The organism is Paraburkholderia sp. GAS38, from assembly GCF_050434965.1.
GTDB lineage: Bacteria > Pseudomonadota > Gammaproteobacteria > Burkholderiales > Burkholderiaceae > Paraburkholderia > Paraburkholderia phenazinium_A.
On record NZ_JBNDJO010000007.1, the window covers coordinates 155,053 to 173,433 of the forward strand.

Annotated in this window: 15 protein-coding genes and 1 riboswitch; of the genes, 8 read left to right on the plus strand and 7 right to left on the minus strand. The window is 60.7% G+C overall.

The genetic code is table 11. The features are described from left to right. Positions 1–91 precede the first annotated feature (91 nt). A complete protein-coding gene (locus P3T42_RS18425) occupies positions 92–2,836 on the minus strand; it encodes a TonB-dependent receptor (RefSeq protein WP_429306840.1) in 2,745 nt (914 codons plus the stop codon). Positions 2,837–3,763: 927 nt separating this feature from the next. On the opposite strand from P3T42_RS18425, the gene P3T42_RS18430 reads away from it, so the two are divergent. Together P3T42_RS18430 and P3T42_RS18435 are read left to right on the plus strand one after the other, a co-directional pair. After that, complete coding sequence (locus P3T42_RS18430; protein ID WP_074296247.1) at positions 3,764–4,192, plus strand: MarR family winged helix-turn-helix transcriptional regulator; 429 nt, start codon at positions 3,764–3,766, stop codon at positions 4,190–4,192. A gap of 7 nt (positions 4,193–4,199) precedes the next feature. After that, on the plus strand, positions 4,200–5,603 hold the full coding sequence (locus P3T42_RS18435; protein WP_429306841.1) for a DHA2 family efflux MFS transporter permease subunit: 1,404 nt from the start codon (positions 4,200–4,202) through the stop codon (positions 5,601–5,603). Between the two features lie 74 nt (positions 5,604–5,677). Here the strand turns inward: P3T42_RS18435 and P3T42_RS18440 are convergent, their stop codons facing one another. Beyond that, entirely contained in the window at positions 5,678–5,947 is a 270-nt protein-coding gene (locus P3T42_RS18440; RefSeq protein WP_429306842.1) for a hypothetical protein, read from the minus strand. A 477-nt stretch (positions 5,948–6,424) separates the two neighbouring features. On the opposite strand from P3T42_RS18440, the gene P3T42_RS18445 reads away from it, so the two are divergent. After that, a complete protein-coding gene (locus tag P3T42_RS18445; protein WP_074296244.1) occupies positions 6,425–8,281 on the plus strand; it encodes a hybrid sensor histidine kinase/response regulator in 1,857 nt (618 codons plus the stop codon). Here the strand turns inward: P3T42_RS18445 and P3T42_RS18450 are convergent. After that, positions 8,223–8,972, minus strand: a complete 750-nt coding sequence (locus P3T42_RS18450; RefSeq protein ID WP_429306843.1) for a response regulator transcription factor — start codon at positions 8,970–8,972, stop codon at positions 8,223–8,225. The two genes, P3T42_RS18445 and P3T42_RS18450, sit on opposite strands and share 59 nt — an antisense overlap. Before the next feature lie 449 nt (positions 8,973–9,421). Between P3T42_RS18450 and P3T42_RS18455 the strand changes: the two genes are divergently transcribed. Next, on the plus strand, positions 9,422–9,706 hold the full coding sequence (locus P3T42_RS18455) for a DUF3303 domain-containing protein (RefSeq protein ID WP_074296242.1): 285 nt from the start codon (positions 9,422–9,424) through the stop codon (positions 9,704–9,706). Positions 9,707–9,772: 66 nt separating this feature from the next. Here the strand turns inward: P3T42_RS18455 and P3T42_RS18460 are convergent, their stop codons facing one another. Further along, positions 9,773–10,663 (minus strand): LysR family transcriptional regulator, encoded by an 891-nt coding sequence (locus P3T42_RS18460; RefSeq protein WP_074296241.1) that lies wholly within the window; start codon positions 10,661–10,663, stop codon positions 9,773–9,775. Between the two features lie 110 nt (positions 10,664–10,773). On the opposite strand from P3T42_RS18460, the gene metE reads away from it, so the two are divergent. Continuing rightward, entirely contained in the window at positions 10,774–13,065 is a 2,292-nt protein-coding gene (gene metE / locus P3T42_RS18465) for a 5-methyltetrahydropteroyltriglutamate--homocysteine S-methyltransferase (protein WP_429306844.1), read from the plus strand. Positions 13,066–13,204: 139 nt separating this feature from the next. On the opposite strand, the gene P3T42_RS18470 is transcribed toward metE, so the two are convergent. Together P3T42_RS18470 and P3T42_RS18475 are read right to left on the minus strand one after the other, a co-directional pair. Further along, entirely contained in the window at positions 13,205–13,951 is a 747-nt protein-coding gene (locus P3T42_RS18470; RefSeq protein WP_074296239.1) for a CbtA family protein, read from the minus strand. Between the two features lie 13 nt (positions 13,952–13,964). Beyond that, positions 13,965–14,174 carry a CbtB domain-containing protein gene (locus P3T42_RS18475; protein ID WP_074296238.1) on the minus strand — a complete coding sequence of 70 codons (210 nt, stop codon included), beginning with the start codon at positions 14,172–14,174 and terminating at the stop codon, positions 13,965–13,967. 40 nt (positions 14,175–14,214) lie between these two features. Next, positions 14,215–14,346, minus strand: a riboswitch (cobalamin riboswitch). Positions 14,347–14,409: 63 nt separating this feature from the next. Between P3T42_RS18475 and P3T42_RS18480 the strand changes: the two genes are divergently transcribed. After that, positions 14,410–14,973, plus strand: coding sequence for a histidine phosphatase family protein (locus P3T42_RS18480; protein WP_429306845.1), 564 nt, complete (start codon positions 14,410–14,412; stop codon positions 14,971–14,973). A 48-nt stretch (positions 14,974–15,021) separates the two neighbouring features. After that, positions 15,022–16,326 carry a GNAT family N-acetyltransferase gene (locus P3T42_RS18485; protein ID WP_429306846.1) on the plus strand — a complete coding sequence of 435 codons (1,305 nt, stop codon included), beginning with the start codon at positions 15,022–15,024 and terminating at the stop codon, positions 16,324–16,326. Positions 16,327–16,368: 42 nt separating this feature from the next. Here the strand turns inward: P3T42_RS18485 and P3T42_RS18490 are convergent, their stop codons facing one another. Next, on the minus strand, positions 16,369–17,151 hold the full coding sequence (locus P3T42_RS18490; protein ID WP_429306847.1) for an SDR family NAD(P)-dependent oxidoreductase: 783 nt from the start codon (positions 17,149–17,151) through the stop codon (positions 16,369–16,371). 124 nt (positions 17,152–17,275) lie between these two features. On the opposite strand from P3T42_RS18490, the gene P3T42_RS18495 reads away from it, so the two are divergent. Next, positions 17,276–18,175 (plus strand): LysR family transcriptional regulator, encoded by a 900-nt coding sequence (locus tag P3T42_RS18495; RefSeq protein WP_074296234.1) that lies wholly within the window; start codon positions 17,276–17,278, stop codon positions 18,173–18,175. Positions 18,176–18,381 lie beyond the last annotated feature (206 nt).

Sequence of the window (18,381 nt, forward strand, 5' to 3'; positions counted from 1 at the left end):
GCGGGGCGCTGCGCCGCTTCCTGCTTAAATCGCACAGGAAGCGGCGCAGCTTGCAGCTTACTACTCAGTCGTTACTACTTCAGTCAGACCGTCAGAAGCGGTATGTCGCACCGACCTGGAAGAAGCGGCCAAGGTCCGTGTACAGCGACTGGTCGTAACCCGTGATGTCCGGCGTCGCCTGCCACTCGACGTCAAACGGCGGCTTGCGGTCAAACAGGTTGGTGATGCCGCCGTAAATCGTCCAGTGCTTGATGCCGCGATAGCTTGCCATCAAGTTGAACTGGCTGTACGACGCCACCGAACCCGGTCCGCCGTCGCCGAACTCCGCCGCCACCGCGTTCGTGTAAGGGCCTGTGTATTGCCAGGTCAACGAGGTGGTCAGGTTGTGGAAGTCCCAGGCCAGCGTCGTATTGCCTTTCCAGCGCGGCGTGCTGGCGCCGAACGGTTGCAGATACGCGAGGTTGTTGCCGGCGAAGTCCTGCGGCGCCGCGCCCGGGCTACGCAGCTTGTAGTGCCATACGTAAGCCCAGTCGCCGGTCAGCGTGAACGTACCGTAAGTGGTGCGAAGCGCTTTACGGAAGTTCATGTCGAAGCCGTCGGTGTCGAGCGAGCCGAGGTTGACGAACGGCTGCACGATATAGCGGATCGTGCCATCCGGATTGCGCACCACGGTCGACGGATCGTTCGCCTGAAGCTCCGCGTTTGGATCTGCCGTGCCGATCACGCCGTCGATGTGCACCTTGTAGAACGCCGCACCAATATCGGTCAGCGCGTCGGGCGACAACTGGAAGCCGATGTTGTAGTTCTTCGTGTGTTCGGGTTGCAGATCCGGATTGCCGGTGGTCTGCTCCGTGGTGAAGTGCTTCGTCGGCACGCCGCTCGGATCGTACGGATCGACCAGGTTCTGGTGACCGAGATACACCGCCTGCGAGTTTTCGACGCCCGTCGGCGCGCGGAAGCCGCGGCTGAACGATGCGTAGGTGGTCAGCATGCGTATCGGCTGGAAGCGCAGGGCGAAGCTCGGCGAGAAGGCGCCGCCGAAGTCGCTGTAGTGGTCGTAGCGCGAGGCTTGCGTGAAGGTCAGGTTGGTGAGGAGCGGAATATCGATCTGATAGAACGCCGCGGCCACATTGCGCGAGCTATCCACAGACTGCACGTTGGCCGGCGCCGTGATGCCCTGCGACGACAGCGTCTGCGGATTGATCACCGACGACTCATGACGGAATTCCGTGCCGAACCCGAGACCGACGTTACCCGTCGGCAACGTGAACAGGTTCGCCGTCGAGGTCTTGGCGGTCAGGCTATCCACTTTCGAAATCGACTGCTGATTGTCGTCCGTGAACACGCCATTCAGGCCGTTCGGCGTGGAAGATGGATTCGCGAAGTTATACGTGCCGTTCATCAGCATATTCTCGAGGCCCGCCACGTTCAGGCGGTTCGAGTACGTCGTGTCGACCGTGCTTTGCGAGTGGCCGTAATCAGCGGACCAGTCCCAGTTACCGAGCTTCGCGGTGTTGAACGAACCCTTGACGCCGGTCGAAGCCATCCAGAACGTCGATACGGTATCCGCCACGCCGACGTTGTTCGGGAACGTCAGGTTGATCGGCGTCGCCACGCCAAACGGGTTGAACGGATTCGAGGCCGGCACCGTGCGCGGAAGCGGGGAGACGGAACCCGCAGATGGGTTGAACACGTTGGTGGTGCTGCTGATCGAAGCAGGGCCCTGCAACTGCACGTTTTCGTCGCGGCTCACCCAGAAGCCGGCGTACGCTTCGGTGTCTTCGTCGAGCTTGAAGGTGCCGCGAACCTTTGCGTTCAGGCGCGTTACGGCGGGTGTCAACGAGGTGCCGGCAGCGACGTTGTACGTGCATGACTGGCCGGCGTTCTTCGCCGCGGTACTGCCGGGCGGGCAGGGGTTCAACGCCACATTGCCGCCGGGAGTGGCCCAGTACGATTGCTGGTTCGGGCCAAGCGGCGCTGCGTGGCCGCCGTCGTACTGCGTGAAATCCTGACCCGACGTCATGTCGCGATCGGCAAGTGTCGAGCCGCTGTCGCGGTAGTAGCTGGCCGCGGCCGTGACGTTGAAGCGATCGGAGTTGAGATCGCCGAAACCGCCCAGCACGCTAAAGCTGCCCTGGCCATTGCCCGGGTGCTGTGCCTTGCCCAGTTGGGTGTCGAGCTGCAGGCCCTGGAAGTTCTTCTTGGTGATGATGTTGACGACACCGGCAATGGCATCGGAGCCGTAAATCGACACCGCCCCCGTCTTGACGATATCGATATGATCGACGATGTTCAGCGGAATCGAGTTGACGTCGAAGAAGGTGTCGGTGAAGTTCACCGCTTGCGCGTAGTTGGCGACCCGTTGTCCGTCCACCAGCACCAGTGTGTACTTTTCGCTCAGGCCGCGCAGTGCAATGCCGGCTCCGCCCGGCGCCGAGCTGTTCATCGTGGACTGCGACCAGCTACTCGCGGAATTGGCCGCGGTACCGCGCAGGAAGTCGGAGACGGTGGTGTAGCCGCTTTGCTGGATGTCCTTCGCCGTAATGGTTTGAACTTCGATATTGCCGACCTTGTCCGACGTGCGGATCAGCGAACCCGTGACTTCAAATTTCTTGAGCTGCTTGACACCCGGCGTACCTGCGGCGTCCGTTGCAGCAGCAGGCGCCGTGGCACCGTCTTGCGTACTCGCCTGCGCGACCGTCGCGCTCGATGCAGCCACAGCCCCTGCTGCCGATGGCTGACTCTGGGCGAAGGCGGAACTGCCCACCACAGCCGTTATAGCCACTTCGGCCCAAAGTATTTTTCGTATGGCCGAACCTAAAGCCTTCTGTCTCATGTTTCTCTCTCTTGCCACTAACGCCGGTTGTTATACGAAGAGGCCTGGCGAGCCCCTTCGTTCGCGGTACCCCACCGCCTTGCCTGGTTTCTCGATAATTTGAGTAGGTATACTAATTAATAGGCCTGATCTGGCATGAGACGTGTCAGCTTCCATGGAAGGAAGCCCTGGATGTTTTTCAAACGAGCAATACCCACCTCACCCCGTTTATCAGGGTATGGAATTAGTTATCCTCAATGAATGGAATTGCCGGGCGCCTCTCGTGTCTCTGCAATGCCGGCAACGATGCGTTGCGCCCGCTTGCGACCCCTACTGCTCTTGCCGCCCAACAACAGGGCTGCATCTGTCTTTCATTTCGTGTACGGAAACATATCAGGGCAGAAATATTTCGTCAAAATTTGTTTGAGATAGGTAAATAAAGTGTGTGCTTTTCGTAACATGAATAGGCCACATGTTTTCTCCGACGACACGCCCGCAGTGGCGCTGAGGGCCCGGGCGATCGCCGCGTCCAGCGCGCCGTCAAGCCCGTGGGCGGGGGCGTTGAGCGAACGGTGAGGGCGCAGTTTGAGGAGAGGGAGGGTGTGTGTCCGAGACGAGTGGACAAAAAAAGACCTGCACACCCAAGGGAAGGAGGCAGGTCGAGAAACACTGACAAGTGCACTTACGTCGGAGTAAGTGAGAGTAAGTGTAATGCAAATGAAAATAAAATGTAAACATGGAAGGCGAGAAAAATCGATGCAGACGCACCCAATCCGCTTGAGCGCCGTAAGCGCCAGGATTTGAAGCGCGCCTGAACCGTCATGAATGGTATGCGCCAGCACGCATAGCGACTCGAACTAGACAGTCAAACTTAAAAGGTTAACTTGCAAGTTTGGCTGTCTACCCTCACTATTGCCGCACGCTCAATTCACTTGCCGCTGAAAGATCATGCCTACCAGTACCTTCGAGCAGTCCGTTCTCGATCTCATGCAGGCCTTAGGCCTGCTGATTCGACGTACCCGCAACGAGTCCTATGGGGGAGAACTCTCCATGACGGAGGCGCTCGTCATGTCACGGCTGGCTAAAGACGGGGCCGCCACGACTGCAGCACTCGCGCGTGCCGAAAAGATGAAGCCGCAGTCGATGGGCACGACCATTACCTCGCTTGAGGACATGGGCATCGTCACGCGCACGCCGCACGCAACCGACGGTCGTCAGATGCTGATCGAACTGACACCGAAGGGTGTCCAGTTGCGCAAAAAGAATGTCGAAGCGAAGCTGATGTGGTTGTCGCAAGTGATCGCCGAACTCGACGCCGAGGAGCGCGACACGCTATTCAGGGCTGCGGGGATCATCAAGCGGCTGGCCGAGACGTGAGCGAGCAATGACCCATATCGACAAGCACGCTAGCGTGTCCGACGGGATCAGTCCGTCTGTCTGGAAGGTGGCCATCGTCGCGGTGATTGGGCCGTTTATGACCCAGGTCGATTCAACCGTGGTCAATGTGTCGCTGTCGACTATCAGTCACACGCTGGCCTCACCGATTGCGACTGCGCAGTGGATCGTGAGCGGCTACCTGCTGGCCATGACGCTGATGTTGCCGCTCAACGGCTGGCTCGTGGACCGCGTCGGCGCGAAGCGGCTCTACATTCTCTGCTTCTCGACGTTCACCCTGGCGTCGGTTTTATGCGGCGCGTCCCGCACGATGGGCGAACTGATTGGTGCGCGCGTATTCCAGGGGCTGGTGGGCGGCGTGCTGGCCCCCATGACCCAGATGATGATTGCGCGCGTAGCGGGAAAAAACATGGCGCGTGTGATGGGCTACGCCGCGCTGCCCATTCTGCTCGGCCCTATTCTCGGTCCGGTATTGGCGGGGACGATCCTTGCGCACGCGGCGTGGTCCTGGCTGTTCTACCTCAACGTACCTGTCGGCATTCTGGGTGTCGGACTGGCTGCGTGGCTGCTCGCGCGCGATACCGTATCTGTACAGAAGCGTCCGTTCGATTTTCTCGGCTTCGCGATGATTTCACCTGGCCTCGTCGCGCTCATTTACGGGCTGCAAAATGCGTCGCGGGCAGAGGGGCGGTGGGTATTGTTCGCCGGCGCGGTGTTGTTTGCGGGGTTCTTGCGGCACGCCTTCCGCAAGGGCAGTTCGGCGCTAATCGACATACGGGTTTTCGCGGAGCGAACCTTCTCTGTCGCCGCGGTCACGCAATTTTTCGCCAACGGTGTTCTGTTTGGCCGGCAACTGGTGGTGCCTTTGTACCTGATCGCAGGTTGTGGCTTGTCCGCGGCGCAAGCGGGTTGGCTCGTGGCTTCGACGGGCGTCGGCATGATGTGCTCGTTTCCGCTGCTGGGATTCCTGACCGAAAGATATGGCTGCCGCGCGGTCTCGGCAGGAGGGGCGTTGCTGGCTTTTTTGAGCACGATCGCGTTCCTCTGGATGCCAGGGCATCAGTTCTCGTCGACATGGGCTGTGATCAGTCTTTTCCTCGCCGGCGTGGGTCAAGGAACGATCGCGATACCGTCGATATCGGCAGCGTATGCGTCGATTCCGAAAGCACGGATTGCGGTGGCGAATACGGCATTGAACATTGCGCAAAGGGTAGGCGGGCCGGTGGTGACCACGCTCCTCGCCGTGGTCATTTCGTTGAGCATGCACGATCATATGAGCGCTCAGCCACAGCAGTTTCTGATGGCGTTTGCGATGCTCTCCTGCCTTCATCTATTGGCTTTTGGGGCGGCGACTTTGCTGCCGCTGCGGATACATCGCGCGGCTGAGGCGTGAGGGCCGGAGCGAATCCGGTGGCGGGCTATTGGTAGAAAACCCCTTCTTCTGACCCGGGACGGTCCGACGGTTCGTTAGCTGCCACCTTTGTAAAGCTCCAGCATCTGCGCCGCCTGGCCACTATGCTGAAAGTCTTCCAGCTCGCGCGTCACCTGCTCGCGTGTCTTTCCAGGGAAAACAGAGGCGACCGGTGCGACAGACGGAAGCGCGACCGCTGGAACCGTCGGGGCGCTGCTATCCGCCACGGACTCTTGCGGGTTGATCGCGGTCTGGGCGAAACATCCGTCTGCGATGCTTCCCGCTATCAGGACAAGACAGATAGGGATCGATCGATAAAATTTCATGAAAATTCTCCTTCGGAGTCCGATGGATGGGTCCGTGCATCATTCGTTGATCGACAGCAGTCCTCGCAGGGGCCAAAGCAGATTCGGCTAGTTGCGACGATCAACCGGTCTGGGTGCATTCGGACGCGTGCCCTTTCAGCGTTGCTGTCATACTTATTCTTCGTCAGACGAGACACTGTCGCAACGCACATGCGTAGGCAACGGAGGCGTGCCACCGGCGAAAGATGTAGGCACTCCTGTTGTCCGGTCCGGGTGACGTGCCGGGTGACGTGCTCGGTCGTCACCTCGCGTGCCGGAGCACCTTCCTGACCCAGGACGACGCGGGCAGTTACACACCACGGTGCCGATACATTTGTGGCTGATGGCGCCGATGGCGACCTGTTATGCTGCTTTTGCCGCACGTTGGCTACGCACGAGGGGGCTACGCCTGATACCGCGCACCATCCAGCCACGGTGGCTTTCCGATCGAGCAGCCTCATGAGATGGTCACAGTTCGTAGTACGCAAGTTCGGCTCGGAGGCTGTGGAGCGTGCTTTCCGTATGGACTATGCGCGTCGCTACGCGGGCCAACGCAGGCTGGCCGGCACCATCTTCACGCTGATGTGGATAGCGTTTTCCATCCACGACTATTGGCGGCTGGACAGGCTCGATCCCGGAGGCATCAACCACGTTGGCCTCGTGCAGCTTGCCGGCGCGGTGGGTATGGCGATCCCGGTATGGTTGACGTGGGGGCCGCGTGCCTTTGACGAGCGATGGGCGGTCGGATTGATGTGCGTCTGGACGCTGAGCTGCTGGCTCGCCCTTATGAGGATGATCGTAACTTACCCGATTGACCTGGCCATTCGGGAAGTCTTCCCCTTCTTATATTTGACCCTTTTCGTGATATTCACGTCGTTCCGACTCCGTGCAATCACGGTGGCGTGGCTAGTCGGACTATGCGTTGTCACGTTCCGCATGACGCTTTACCTCTGGCCTCGGGGCAGCGCTGCCACGCAGTGGGACGACTGGATTACCCGTGGACGTATGGTGCCGATGATGTATATCGTCGGCACGGTTGTCAGCATTCAGTTTGAACGCGCTGCCCGGCGCGAATTTATATTCCGGCGCACCTTGCACGCAGCCAAGGCGCGCGTCGACGCCGCGTCCCGCGTGGTCAGGCAACAAAACGAACGCATGAGAGAACTCGTCAAAGAGAAGGAGCGGTTCTTTTCATCGGCCTACCACGATATCCAGCAGCCCCTCGCCGCGATAAATCTTTTCATCCGTAGCGCGCGGATAAAACTCGAAGACGAACACGCCGCAAGCCATGATCTCGATGTCATCGAAGAAACGGCACGCGACATTCTCGACATGTTCAAGGATATCCAGGACTACAGTGAATTAGGCTCATACGTCCCGCACCTGGCGCCGGTCGATACGCAGGATCTGCTGACGGAAGTTTTCGAGCAATACCTTGAACCGGCGAGGTCGCGGGGCATCGAATTCAGAAGCAGCGTGCGGCAGCGGCGGCCGCCGCCCATCGACAGCGACCGCGCCTTGTTCAAGCGGGCATTGTCCAATCTTGTATCGAACGCGATCAAGAACACCGCTGCGGGAGGCGTTGTAATCGGCTGGGTGGAGATCGGAGAACGGCTTCGCATCGACGTATGGGACACAGGCGTCGGTATCTCGGCCGAGCATCGGGATGCGATATTCGCCGAGTACTACCAGATCAGCAACCCGGGTCGCGATCGCTCGAAGGGCCTGGGACTCGGGTTGTCTATCGTCCATCGGGTTGTCGGGATTCTGCCGAAGCACAGCATGCGTTTCTGGTCGGTCGAAGGGCGCGGGTCGCGCTTTTCCATGTACGCTCCGATATCGGAAATTACACCTGTCGTCGAGACAGACAATCGGAGCAACGACGCGTTCACGTCGATCCTCAAGGACAAGTACATCCTGCTTTGCGACGACGAACCGGCCGTTCTCGAGGGCCTGCGCCGGTTGTTCCTCAGTGCTGGCGCACTGGTGGATACCGCCGAGTCGATGGCGGGATTCGAAGCGATTCTCGCCGACGACGGCCGCGCACCCGACATCATCGTCACCGATATCAGACTGCGCGACGGGCCGACCGGCATCGAGGTCGCCGAACGGATCAGGCAGCATTTCGCCTGGGCAGGCGTGCTTCCCGTTGCGTTCATCACGGGCGAACTGGTGTCGCCTCACGCACTTCGCGATTTTCCCGAGCCGTTCGTGCTGTTGCGAAAGTCTTCCGCGCCGGAGAGTACGCTTGCGGAAGTCAGTCGGTTCGTTGCCGCGCAACAGCCGACAGGCTTCGATCATGCTCGGGATCCGTGACTGGCGGGACGCCGAGTTTGATCCCTCTATCGGCCAGCATGACGATGAGTTCCGTACGGCGCCGCAGATTGAAGTGCGCAAGCAGATGACTGACGTATTTCCGTACCGTGACGTCCTCGAGTCCCATCTTCAAGGCAATGGCCTTGGATGGCAGTCCGCGCACCAGCCACGTCAACGTTTCGAACTCTCTCGGCGTGAGTCCTAGCCCGGCTGCGTTGCTTATTTCCGAACTGCCGCCGGGCCGCTCGTGCCCTGGTTCATTTGCCGGCGTTTCGCTTGTGCCGATGTCGTGCCTGAACCTCGCGATGCTGGAGGCGGGCAGGAACACACCTCCGACAAGTACCGCGCTTATCGCTGCATGAAGCGCTTCAGGAGGTGACGACTTGGGCACGTATCCCATGGCACGGAGTTCGATGCATCGACTAATGGTTTCCATGCTCTCGTCAGCCGATATCACGATCACCGGTAACGACGGTCGCGACTCCTTCAGTTCGGCAAGCGCCTCGCAACCGTGACCATCGGGAAGATCGAGATCGAGAAAAACGATGTTCAGGAGTTCGCCGCGCGCGTGATGCAAGCCTTGCGACAGCGTACTCGCGTGCAACAACTCGATGCCCGGATACAGCTCTCTTAGTAAAAGCGCCAATCCGGCCCTGAACAGCTCGTGATCATCGACGATCAGTACGCGCATTCCATCGTCTCCCTGGACCGCTTTCGCGACGAGCTGCAATGACACTGTGGATGTTGCTGCATAGGTAGCGATCATCCGCTGCGTTCAAATCGAATAGTACACGCAGTGCACCGGTGCCCCGGACAGTGTCCACGACTTGTCTGCACGCGACGGCTCGCCAGGATGTTCGGTCTCCAGACTATCCTGGCGCTCCGCGACGCCAAGCTATGTTCAGACGATAAGGATGGCGGCGTTGCTTTAACACTTGGCTATTCGCGGCTGTATTTAGGAAGTCCCCGTTGCGCGAGGCCACCTATGATGATTCATGCGCTCCGCAGCCTCATGCCGATCACGTGAACGAAGCAACACCCCCTGGCAAAGAGTCGTCGAAGCGTCACGAGGCGGCGGTGTGAGCGGTGATGCTGGGCCGCCACGAGCCGGCGTCCTCAATCTCCGTTCTGGAGGCTGAAATGAAGTTCATTGTTCAATGGAAGGGCCTGCCGCCGACGCAGCAACCCGCAATCGAGCGTTTCATGGCAACCGGTGGCCGTCCGCCGGAGAATGTGCAACTGCTAGGACGCTGGCATGCGATCGGCGAATTGAGCGGCGTCGCGATTGTCGAAACAACGGATGCCAGTGGACTGGCCGCATGGGTGCTTCAATGGGGCGATCTGTTTTCGTTCACCACGGCCCCCGCACTGACCGACGAAGAACTGGGCGGCGCGTTGTCCGCTCATCGGGCCACGTCGAAATAGAATGCCGCAAGGAACAACAGGGAGGCGCGAGCGCTACGTCGCGGTATAGCGCCGTGTCGCGGCGCCCTATGCCGCCGCCGGCATGCGCGCCAGTTCGACGAAGGCCTTGAGGTAGTCGACGTCAGTATCGGTTTCGCGGGCGCCGAGGAAGATCTGCTTGGCGATGCCCTTGCGCCCCAGGCGTACCGGCACCACGTTCATCTTGTCGGCATACTCTTCCACCAGCCAGCGCGGCAGCGCCGCGACGCCTCTGCCGCTTGCCACCATCTGCAGCATGATGTCGGTGGTCTCGATCACCTTGTGGCGCCGGGGCGTGACACCGGCCGGCATCAGAAACTGATTGTAGATATCGAGCCTGTCGATTTCCACCGGGTACGTGACCAGCACCTCACTCGTCAATTGCGCGGGCTTCACATAGTCGGCCCCGGCCAGCGGGTGCTCGCGGTTGACCACCAGCACCTGCTCGTAGTCGAACACGGGTTCGAAGCGCAAGCCTGGTTTGTAGAGCGGATCCGGCGTCACGAGCAGGTCGATCTCATAGCCGAACAGCGCGCCAATGCCGCCGAACTGGAATTTCTGCTTGACGTCGACATCCACGTCCGGCCAGCGCGCGAGATAGGGCGAAACCACCTTGAGCAACCACTGGTAGCAGGGATGGCATTCCATGCCGATGCGCAGCGCGCCACGCTCGCCCTGCGCGTATTGGCCCAGGCGTTCCTCGGCGAGATCGAGTTGCGGCAGCACGCGGCCCGCTACGGCCAGCAGATATTGACCGGCCTGGGTCAGGCGCAGGCTGCGCCCCTCGCGCAACCAGATGTCCGTGCCCAGTTGCTGCTCCAGTTTCTTCATGGAGTGGCTGAGGGCGGATTGCGTCACGCACAGGATATCCGCCGCTGCGGTGAGCGAGCCGTGCTTGTCCACCGCCTGGACGATGGCCAGATGAATTCTCTCAAGCATGATGATGTATGAACAAAATTAATGGTTCGTTGAATTATCACCATTTTACTTCATATGCCGCCTTCGCTACGATCCACGCATCTGCAACCTGATCGAACCAAGGCGACACGATGGCAACGACACATAATCTGGGTTTTCCCCGCATCGGCGCGAAGCGCGAACTGAAGTTCGCACTCGAGTCCTACTGGAAAGGCGAGTCCTCGCTCGGCGAACTGAAAGCGCTGGGCGCCCAGTTGCGCCAGCGTCACTGGGCGCACCAGGCTGACCTGGGGCTGGCTGCAGTAGGCGATTTCGCCTTCTACGACCAGGTGCTGGACATGAGCTTCACGCTGGGCAATCTGCCGGAGCGCGTGCAGGGCTTTCATGGCGACGCCCTCGACAACTCTTTCCGCGTCGCCCGTGGCCGCTCGGCCAAGGGTGCCGAAGACCATAGCGCATGCTGCGGCGGCGTCGCGGCCGGCGAGATGACCAAGTGGTTCGATACCAACTATCACTACATCGTCCCCGAATTCAGCGCAGGCACCGAATTCAAGCTCGACCCGTCGCGCCTGCTCGAACAACTGGCTGAGGCCAAGGCGCAAGGCCTCAAGGTCAAGCCGGTGATTGTCGGCCCGGTGACGTATCTGGCGCTCGGCAAGACCAAGGACGACTCCGACAAGCTGGCTCTGCTGCCGCGTCTGCTGCCGGTCTATGCGGAACTGTTGGCTACGCTCGCGGCGCAAGGCGTGGAATGGGTGCAGATCGACGAGCCGAACCTCGTCACCGAATTGTCCGCACAATGGCAGCAGGCGTATGTTACGGCGTACGAAGCGTTGTCGAACGGCAAGGTCAAGCTATTGCTGGCGACGTACTTCGGCCAATTGCTCGGCAACCTGCCACTGGCTTGCAAACTGCCGGTGCAGGGCCTGCATCTGGATGCGATCAACGCCCGCGCCGAAGTGGAGGCGGTGATTGCGCAATTGCCGAAGGATAGCGTGCTGTCGCTGGGCGTGATCAACGGCCGCAACATCTGGAAGACGGATCTGGCGAGCGTACTCGATTGGCTCGAGCCGGTCGCGCAGCAACTGGGCGAGCGTCTGTGGATCGCACCGTCGTGCTCGCTGCTGCACGTGCCGGTGGACCTCGAAAGCGAACAGAATCTGGATACGGAAGTCCGCTCGTGGCTCGCATTCGCGCTGCAGAAACTGGACGAACTGAAGGTGCTAGCCGCCGCGCTGAACGAGGGCCGCGACGCCGTCAAGGCGGAACTGGCTGCGAACAGCGCCGCAATCGCTGCACGTCGTGCGTCGCCGCGCGTCAATAACCCGGCAGTCAAGGCCGCCCTCGCCGAGATCAGCCCGGCCCTTGGTCAGCGCAAGAACCCCTACCCGGCGCGTGCCGACAAGCAGGCTGCGCTGTTGAAGCTGCCGCCGTATCCAACCACGACCATCGGATCGTTCCCGCAGACCGGCACGATCCGTCATGCGCGCAGCCAGTTCAAGAGCGGTGCGCTGGATGAAGCCGGCTATCAGGCCGCGATGCGCGCCGAGATCGAACGCAGCGTGTGCGAGCAGGAAGCGCTGGGTCTGGACGTGCTGGTGCACGGCGAAGCCGAGCGTAACGACATGGTCGAATACTTCGGCGAGCAGCTCGATGGTTACGCGTTCAGCCAGTTTGGTTGGGTGCAGTCGTATGGTTCGCGGTGCGTGAAGCCGCCTGTTCTGTTCGGCGACATCAGCCGCCCGAAAGCGATGACGGTCGAATGGATCAAGTACGCCCAGTCGCTCACGAGCAAGCCGATGAAGGGCATGCTGACCGGCCCGGTGACGATCCTGAACTGGTCCTTCGTGCGCGACGACCAGCCGCGTTCGGTATCGTGCTATCAGCTCGCACTGGCGATCCGCGAAGAAGTGCTGGACCTCGAAAAGGCCGGCGTGCGCGTGATCCAGATCGACGAAGCCGCGCTGCGCGAAGGCCTGCCGCTGCGCAAGTCGCAGTGGGGGGAATACCTCGACTGGGCCGTGACTTCGTTCCGCATTACCGCCAACGGCGTGGATGACGAAACGCAGATCCACACGCATATGTGCTATTCGGAGTTCAACGACATCATCGCGTCCATCGCCGATATGGACGCCGACGTCATCACCATCGAGACCTCGCGCTCGGATATGGAGTTGCTCGACGCATTCGACAACTTCAACTACCCGAACGAAATCGGCCCGGGCGTGTACGACATTCATTCGCCGAACATCCCGAGCGAAGAACATATCGTTCAACTGATGAAGAAAGCGGCTGAACGCATCCCGGCGCAACGCCTGTGGGTGAATCCGGACTGCGGCCTGAAGACGCGCCAGTGGGAAGAAGTCATTCCGGCGCTGACCAACATGGTGGCCGCTGCGAAGAAGCTGCGCGCGTCCGCTTAAGGCATTCGCGCCGCTTCGACGGCGCATTCCGGCGTGCCTGTTGAGGCGCCCTGTCGCGACGGGACGGGCCTCGCCGGAATGCCGCACACGTCTGCGGATGCAGGTGGAAGGGCGCAACCGCGCGAGCGGTTGCCGCCCCTTAGAGGTAAGCCGACTTGCCGGTGATCCGCCCCGTCGATGCCGCGCGTTGGACGCGCTCGGCGAGCGCGCCGAACAGCAGGCCGATGGTGGTCCACAGGATCACCTGCATGCCGATTGCCGCGACCCGGAATTTCCACAGCAGAACCGCCGGGAAAGCCGCCGGCACTTCGTTGATCACGGGCAGGTTCAACTGCACGACGCCGATGATCGCGACGAAGACGACGCCCGCCACGATCGACGCATTCCATTGACCCAGACGGGCAATGGCGTACTTGCGCACCTTGAGCGAAAACACCATGGTGACGATCGAAATCGCAATCATGAGGAAGAACAGACCCGTCCGCATGCCGATCGTCTCGGGGTCACCCACCGAGGGGGGATTGGCCGGGTACTTGATGTTCGGCACGATCACCAGCGTGATGAACGCCGCGAGGGCGAGCCAGGCAGACAAGGGCCGCGCCCCCAGTTTGCCGACGCGGCCGAACGCGTAGGCGAACGTCAGGGCAAACAGACCGCCCACCGCTGCGCTGAACGTCACCACACCGGTCAGCAGACCCAGGCCTGCCTGCGTGTGGCGACTGACGATTTCCGGCTCAGGGGCTTCGCCCTTTGCCGCGTCGGCCTTTTCCTCGAAGGAAATCGCCTGATCTACCTGGGGTTCGCCGACTAGCTTGGCGAAACTGAACGTGAGCAGTCCTGCGGCGATGCCTGCGAGCATGCCGCGTACCAACAATTTACCGACCATGATGGACTCCGCGTTAGTGGCAGGGGAAGCCAAGCAGATGGCGGCCGTCGTGAACGAATTCATGGACGTACATGCCGGGGACGAGCGAGGTTGCACCCTCTTCGGCGCCGACGAAGTAAATGGCGAGCAGCATGATCAAGCCGCCAAAGACGATCCATGGCAGCAGTTCACGCAGGGGAATGGGGGTTGGCTCGGCGGCCGGATGCAGTACAACGTCAGTCATGATGGGTTTTCTCCAGGGGTTACGCGCCCCGATAATTGGATGGCTGAAATTGCGCGGAGCTCGGGTCTGGCTTTCGGTTCAGCGATGAACCGCTTACAGTGGCGCGACCGCGCCGGGCTTGCACCGGCTTCCGTGCTCCGCGCTAAGGCGTATTCTACGCGCTAAGCTTTCAATGGTTGGGCAAATGCAAGTTGCCGTACGCATCGTGGGCAGGGTTTTCAACTGAAAGGGCAGAATGGATACACGTGTTTTACTCGTCAGCCACGCCGCGACCGCTGCGATGCGTCAGGGCCGATTTCCCGCTGACGATCCTTTGGACGCGCGCGGCATCGCGCAAGCCAGGGCCTGCCGCGAACGCATGCCCTCGCTCGGTGCTGCGATCGCACTCAGCAGTCCTGCGGCCTGCGCACGCGAGACGGCAGAGGCACTCGGTTTTGCGGTGCAGGTAACGCCCGAATTGGCGGACATGAACTATGGTGAGTGGTGCGGCCGGCGGCTCGCCGAGCTTGCGGAAGACGTGCCGCACGAACTTGCAGCGTGGAGCCGCAATCCCGATGCGCCGCTGCAGGGTGGCGAGTCGTTTGCGCAGGTGCTTGTGCGGGTAGGCGGCTGGCTCGATGCGTTGGACGAGACGGCGAGCGTGGTCGCTATCACCCATGCCCCGGTCATCCGGGCTGCTTTGCTGCATGCGTTGAACGCACCGGCGGTGTCGTTCGCTCACATTGAGATCGCGCCGCTCTCGGTGGTCGAAATACGGCGCTCGGCTCGCGGATGGGCATGGTGGCCGGCGCAGTCGTAGTGCGTGGTTCAGGGTGTTTCGTCGGAAGAGGGCGCTCATATGGCGGCAATGGACGAGGTCAATACCGATCGGGCTCCTGGCGCGGGGAGCGATCTGTCCGAATCAGGTGAGGGCGCTGCGCTTCGGCAAGAAGTGATCGTGATCGACACGCTGGCTGCGTTTAGCGCTTTGCGTCAGCCGTGGAGCGCACTCGCCGCTACCGCCGAAAATTGCCCGGCAGGTCTGATGTTCCCGTATTGCGAACTTGCTGCGACCCATGTCATCGTCGCGGGTGGCGTGGTCAATGTGGCGCTCGTGTGGCGCAATGGGGAACTGCTGGCCTTATGGCCCGTTTCGATCGTCCGCAAAGGTGTGCTGCGCGTCGCCAAGGCGTTGACCTGCGGCAGCGACGAAGAATACGGTGGTCCGCTTCTCAAGGGAAGCGCGAGCATCGAGCTTTACGCTGTGGCAACCGCTGCGGTGATGCATGTGAATGCCGACGTCCTTGAGATGGGGATGGTTCAAAAGGACGGACTCCTGTACAAATCGCTCGAAGGCATGCCGCAGTCGTGGGTGTTGGCGCGGCTACCGGCACGATGGCGCGGATTGGATGGCTACTCGATTCGCCTGCATGACTTTCCCCGCTACGACGATTTCATGGCGACGCTGCCCAAGTCGCTTCGCTCCAGTCTGCGCTATAGCCGCAAGCGGCTCGAAGCGAAGGGCACACTCGAATGCGGCTGGAGCAAGACGACCGGCGACGCCGAGACCGTGCTGACATGGCTATTCGCCAACAAACGCAAATGGGCCATCAGTCGCGGCGTCGCTACGCCCTACCTGATGGACAATCAGGTGCGCGATTTCTTTATCGCCCTGGCGCAACGGGTGGACCTGGCGGCGACGCCGTTCGTCGCGTTTGTGAAGATGGAGGGGGTTCCGGTTGCGGCATCGGTGAATCTGGTCGGCTCGAAATCGGTCGAGTATTTCATCACCACCTATGACGAGGCATTCGGCACTTACTCGGTCGGCGCTTTGCTGGTTGACTTCGTGGTCGAGTGGTCGCACGCGCATGGCCGCGATTTTGACTTTCGTCCCTTGCATGGCGACTACAAGGCGCGCTGGGCCAACTGCCAGACATGGCATGAGAAACACCTGATCGTGCTTGGCGCGCGTGGCCGTCTCGTCGAACTGCCCTTGCTGTTTGCTCAGGCCGTGCGCGTGAAGCGCAAGCTCCATGCGCTCGTTGCAGAGCGACTTCAGACGCGTTCGAAGGGCACGAAGAACGCTTCAAAGGCGCTGAAATCGGATGCGAAGGAAAAGGCGGACGACGTCGTTGCGCCGAGCGCCTCTTCCGATACACGGAGCGAACAGTAGAAAAAGCCTGCCCGTTATCCTGAGCCGTCGAGGCGCAGTCGTTCAGATCTGCGCGAGCCCACCATCGACGAACAATTCTGTCCCGGTGATATAGCTGGCACCGTCGGACGCGAGAAAGGAAACGGCCTTGGCGATCTCGTCGGCCTGACCCACCCGGCCAAGCGGCGTCGTTGCAGAGACTTCCTTGCTATACGCTTCAATCTGTTCGTCGTTCAGTTTGAGTTCAGACTTGTATGCCGGTGTGACCACGACACCCGGCGCGACCACATTGACGCGGATGTCCCGCCCTTTGAGGTCCGATGCCCAGGTGCGCGCGAAGGAGCGCAGGGCCGCCTTGGTGGCCGCGTAGACGCCGAACGCCGGCGTCCCTTTTATCGACGCGATTGATCCGGTAATCACAATGGCGCTGCCTGGCCGCATGAGCGGCAATGCGCTCTGCACGGTCAGCAAGGTGCCCTTCACGTTGATGCCAAAGTACTTGTCGAACTGTGCTTCGGTGATTTCGCCGAGCGGCACGAATTCGCCGCCGCCGGCGTTGGCAAAGAGAATGTCGATCCGGTCGTGCTCCGCGGACACCTTGTCGACGATGGTCTGAAGATCGGCAGCCGACGAAATGTCGCCGCGAATCGCACGCGCCCCGTGGCCGATCTCGGAGACTGCCGCGTCCAGTTCCGCCTGGCGTCTGCCGGTAATGAACACCGTCGCACCTTCGCGTGCCAGGCGCTTGGCCGTCGCCAGACCGATTCCGGTGCTACCGCCGGTCACAAGCGCTACCTTTCCCGCATGTCGGGTCGAATGGATGTTGTCGTAAAGAGAGGGGGGCATTTCAGGGCTCCTTGGCTTGCCTGCGTGAATGAATGACCTCAGCTTAGTTTAAACACCCGTGCAGATAAATCGGTATATTGTGGTTTATCTATTCATGCATGTGGATAATGGGCGAGGCTGATCGATGGACCATTTGCAGGCAATCCGTATCTTTGTCCGTGTAGTCGAGACGGGCGGCTTCGGGCGGGCGGCGCTTTCTCTGAACATCCCCAATGCCACAGCGAGCAAATGGGTCCAATCGCTGGAGGCGCATCTTGGCGTGAAATTGCTGGAGCGAAATACGCGGCGCGTCAGCGTGACGACCGATGGCGCCGCTTACTATGAGCGCACCCGGCAGATGCTCAGCGACCTGGATGACATCGAAGCCACGCTCGGTCGGGGGCAGGCGAGCCCGCGTGGCGTGCTGAGAGTGGATACGGGAGGGTCGGTCGCAAGCGGCATCCTCATTCCTGCATTGCCGGCATTTCGCACCCGTTATCCGGACATACAGATTCAGCTAAGCGTCACTGACCGTACCGTGGATCTTGTCGCAGAGAACATAGACTGTGCGATTCGAAGTACCGCCGACGCCCCGGACCTCGTGACGCATCCGATCGGCACGCTTGCGTGGACCACCTGTGCGAGTCCCGCCTATCTCAGGATGTATGGCACCCCGAAGCATCCGCAGGACATCGTGGATAAGAACATGCCTGTGGTGGGGTATTTTTCTGCAAGTTCCGGTCTGACGCAGCCTGTTATGTTTTGCCGGGGCAAGGAGACGATCACCCTGGAAAACATACGCAATGAAGTGCTGGTGAGCGAGAGCAATGCCCACCTTGCAACGGCACTGGCGGGCTTGGGGATCGTCCACACATTGGACTTCATGGTTCGCCCGTTCATCGAACAAAAGCGGCTCGTACCCATTCTCACGCACTGGCGACCGGACCCAATCAACGTCTATATCGCGTATCCGCCCAGCCGAAGGTATAGCACCAAGGTAAGGGTGTTTGCGGATTGGGCCGCGACATTGTTCGCGCCTGCGTGAGTTTTCTCATCCCGCTACGCCGCTCGCAACCGGCTCATACAGATTGCAGAAAAGTTCATTCCTCATGGGGTATAGCGATCCGTCGCAGCCCGTCACGATCCAGTCGCCTGGCAGAACCTTGCGCCATCCGTCCGGCGTCGCCATGCACCACCCGGCGTTTTGCCATTCGACTGCAGGATGATCGCCGGGCTGATGCCACTGGACAG

Bases quoted from the DNA above. Each gene is read 5' to 3' on its own strand.
- P3T42_RS18475 (WP_074296238.1), bottom strand. From the start codon at position 14,174: ATGACTGACGTTGTACTGCATCCGGCCGCCGAGCCAACCCCCATTCCC.
- P3T42_RS18455 (WP_074296242.1), top strand. From the start codon at position 9,422: ATGAAGTTCATTGTTCAATGGAAGGGCCTGCCGCCGACGCAGCAACCC.
- P3T42_RS18495 (WP_074296234.1), top strand. From the start codon at position 17,276: ATGGACCATTTGCAGGCAATCCGTATCTTTGTCCGTGTAGTCGAGACG.
- P3T42_RS18435 (WP_429306841.1), top strand. From the start codon at position 4,200: ATGACCCATATCGACAAGCACGCTAGCGTGTCCGACGGGATCAGTCCG.
- P3T42_RS18450 (WP_429306843.1), bottom strand. From the start codon at position 8,972: ATGCGCGTACTGATCGTCGATGATCACGAGCTGTTCAGGGCCGGATTG.
- P3T42_RS18445 (WP_074296244.1), top strand. From the start codon at position 6,425: ATGAGATGGTCACAGTTCGTAGTACGCAAGTTCGGCTCGGAGGCTGTG.
- P3T42_RS18490 (WP_429306847.1), bottom strand. From the start codon at position 17,151: ATGCCCCCCTCTCTTTACGACAACATCCATTCGACCCGACATGCGGGA.
- P3T42_RS18430 (WP_074296247.1), top strand. From the start codon at position 3,764: ATGCCTACCAGTACCTTCGAGCAGTCCGTTCTCGATCTCATGCAGGCC.
- P3T42_RS18440 (WP_429306842.1), bottom strand. From the start codon at position 5,947: ATGAAATTTTATCGATCGATCCCTATCTGTCTTGTCCTGATAGCGGGA.
- metE (WP_429306844.1), top strand. From the start codon at position 10,774: ATGGCAACGACACATAATCTGGGTTTTCCCCGCATCGGCGCGAAGCGC.
- P3T42_RS18480 (WP_429306845.1), top strand. From the start codon at position 14,410: ATGGATACACGTGTTTTACTCGTCAGCCACGCCGCGACCGCTGCGATG.
- P3T42_RS18485 (WP_429306846.1), top strand. From the start codon at position 15,022: ATGGACGAGGTCAATACCGATCGGGCTCCTGGCGCGGGGAGCGATCTG.
- P3T42_RS18425 (WP_429306840.1), bottom strand. From the start codon at position 2,836: ATGAGACAGAAGGCTTTAGGTTCGGCCATACGAAAAATACTTTGGGCC.
- P3T42_RS18470 (WP_074296239.1), bottom strand. From the start codon at position 13,951: ATGGTCGGTAAATTGTTGGTACGCGGCATGCTCGCAGGCATCGCCGCA.
- P3T42_RS18460 (WP_074296241.1), bottom strand. From the start codon at position 10,663: ATGCTTGAGAGAATTCATCTGGCCATCGTCCAGGCGGTGGACAAGCAC.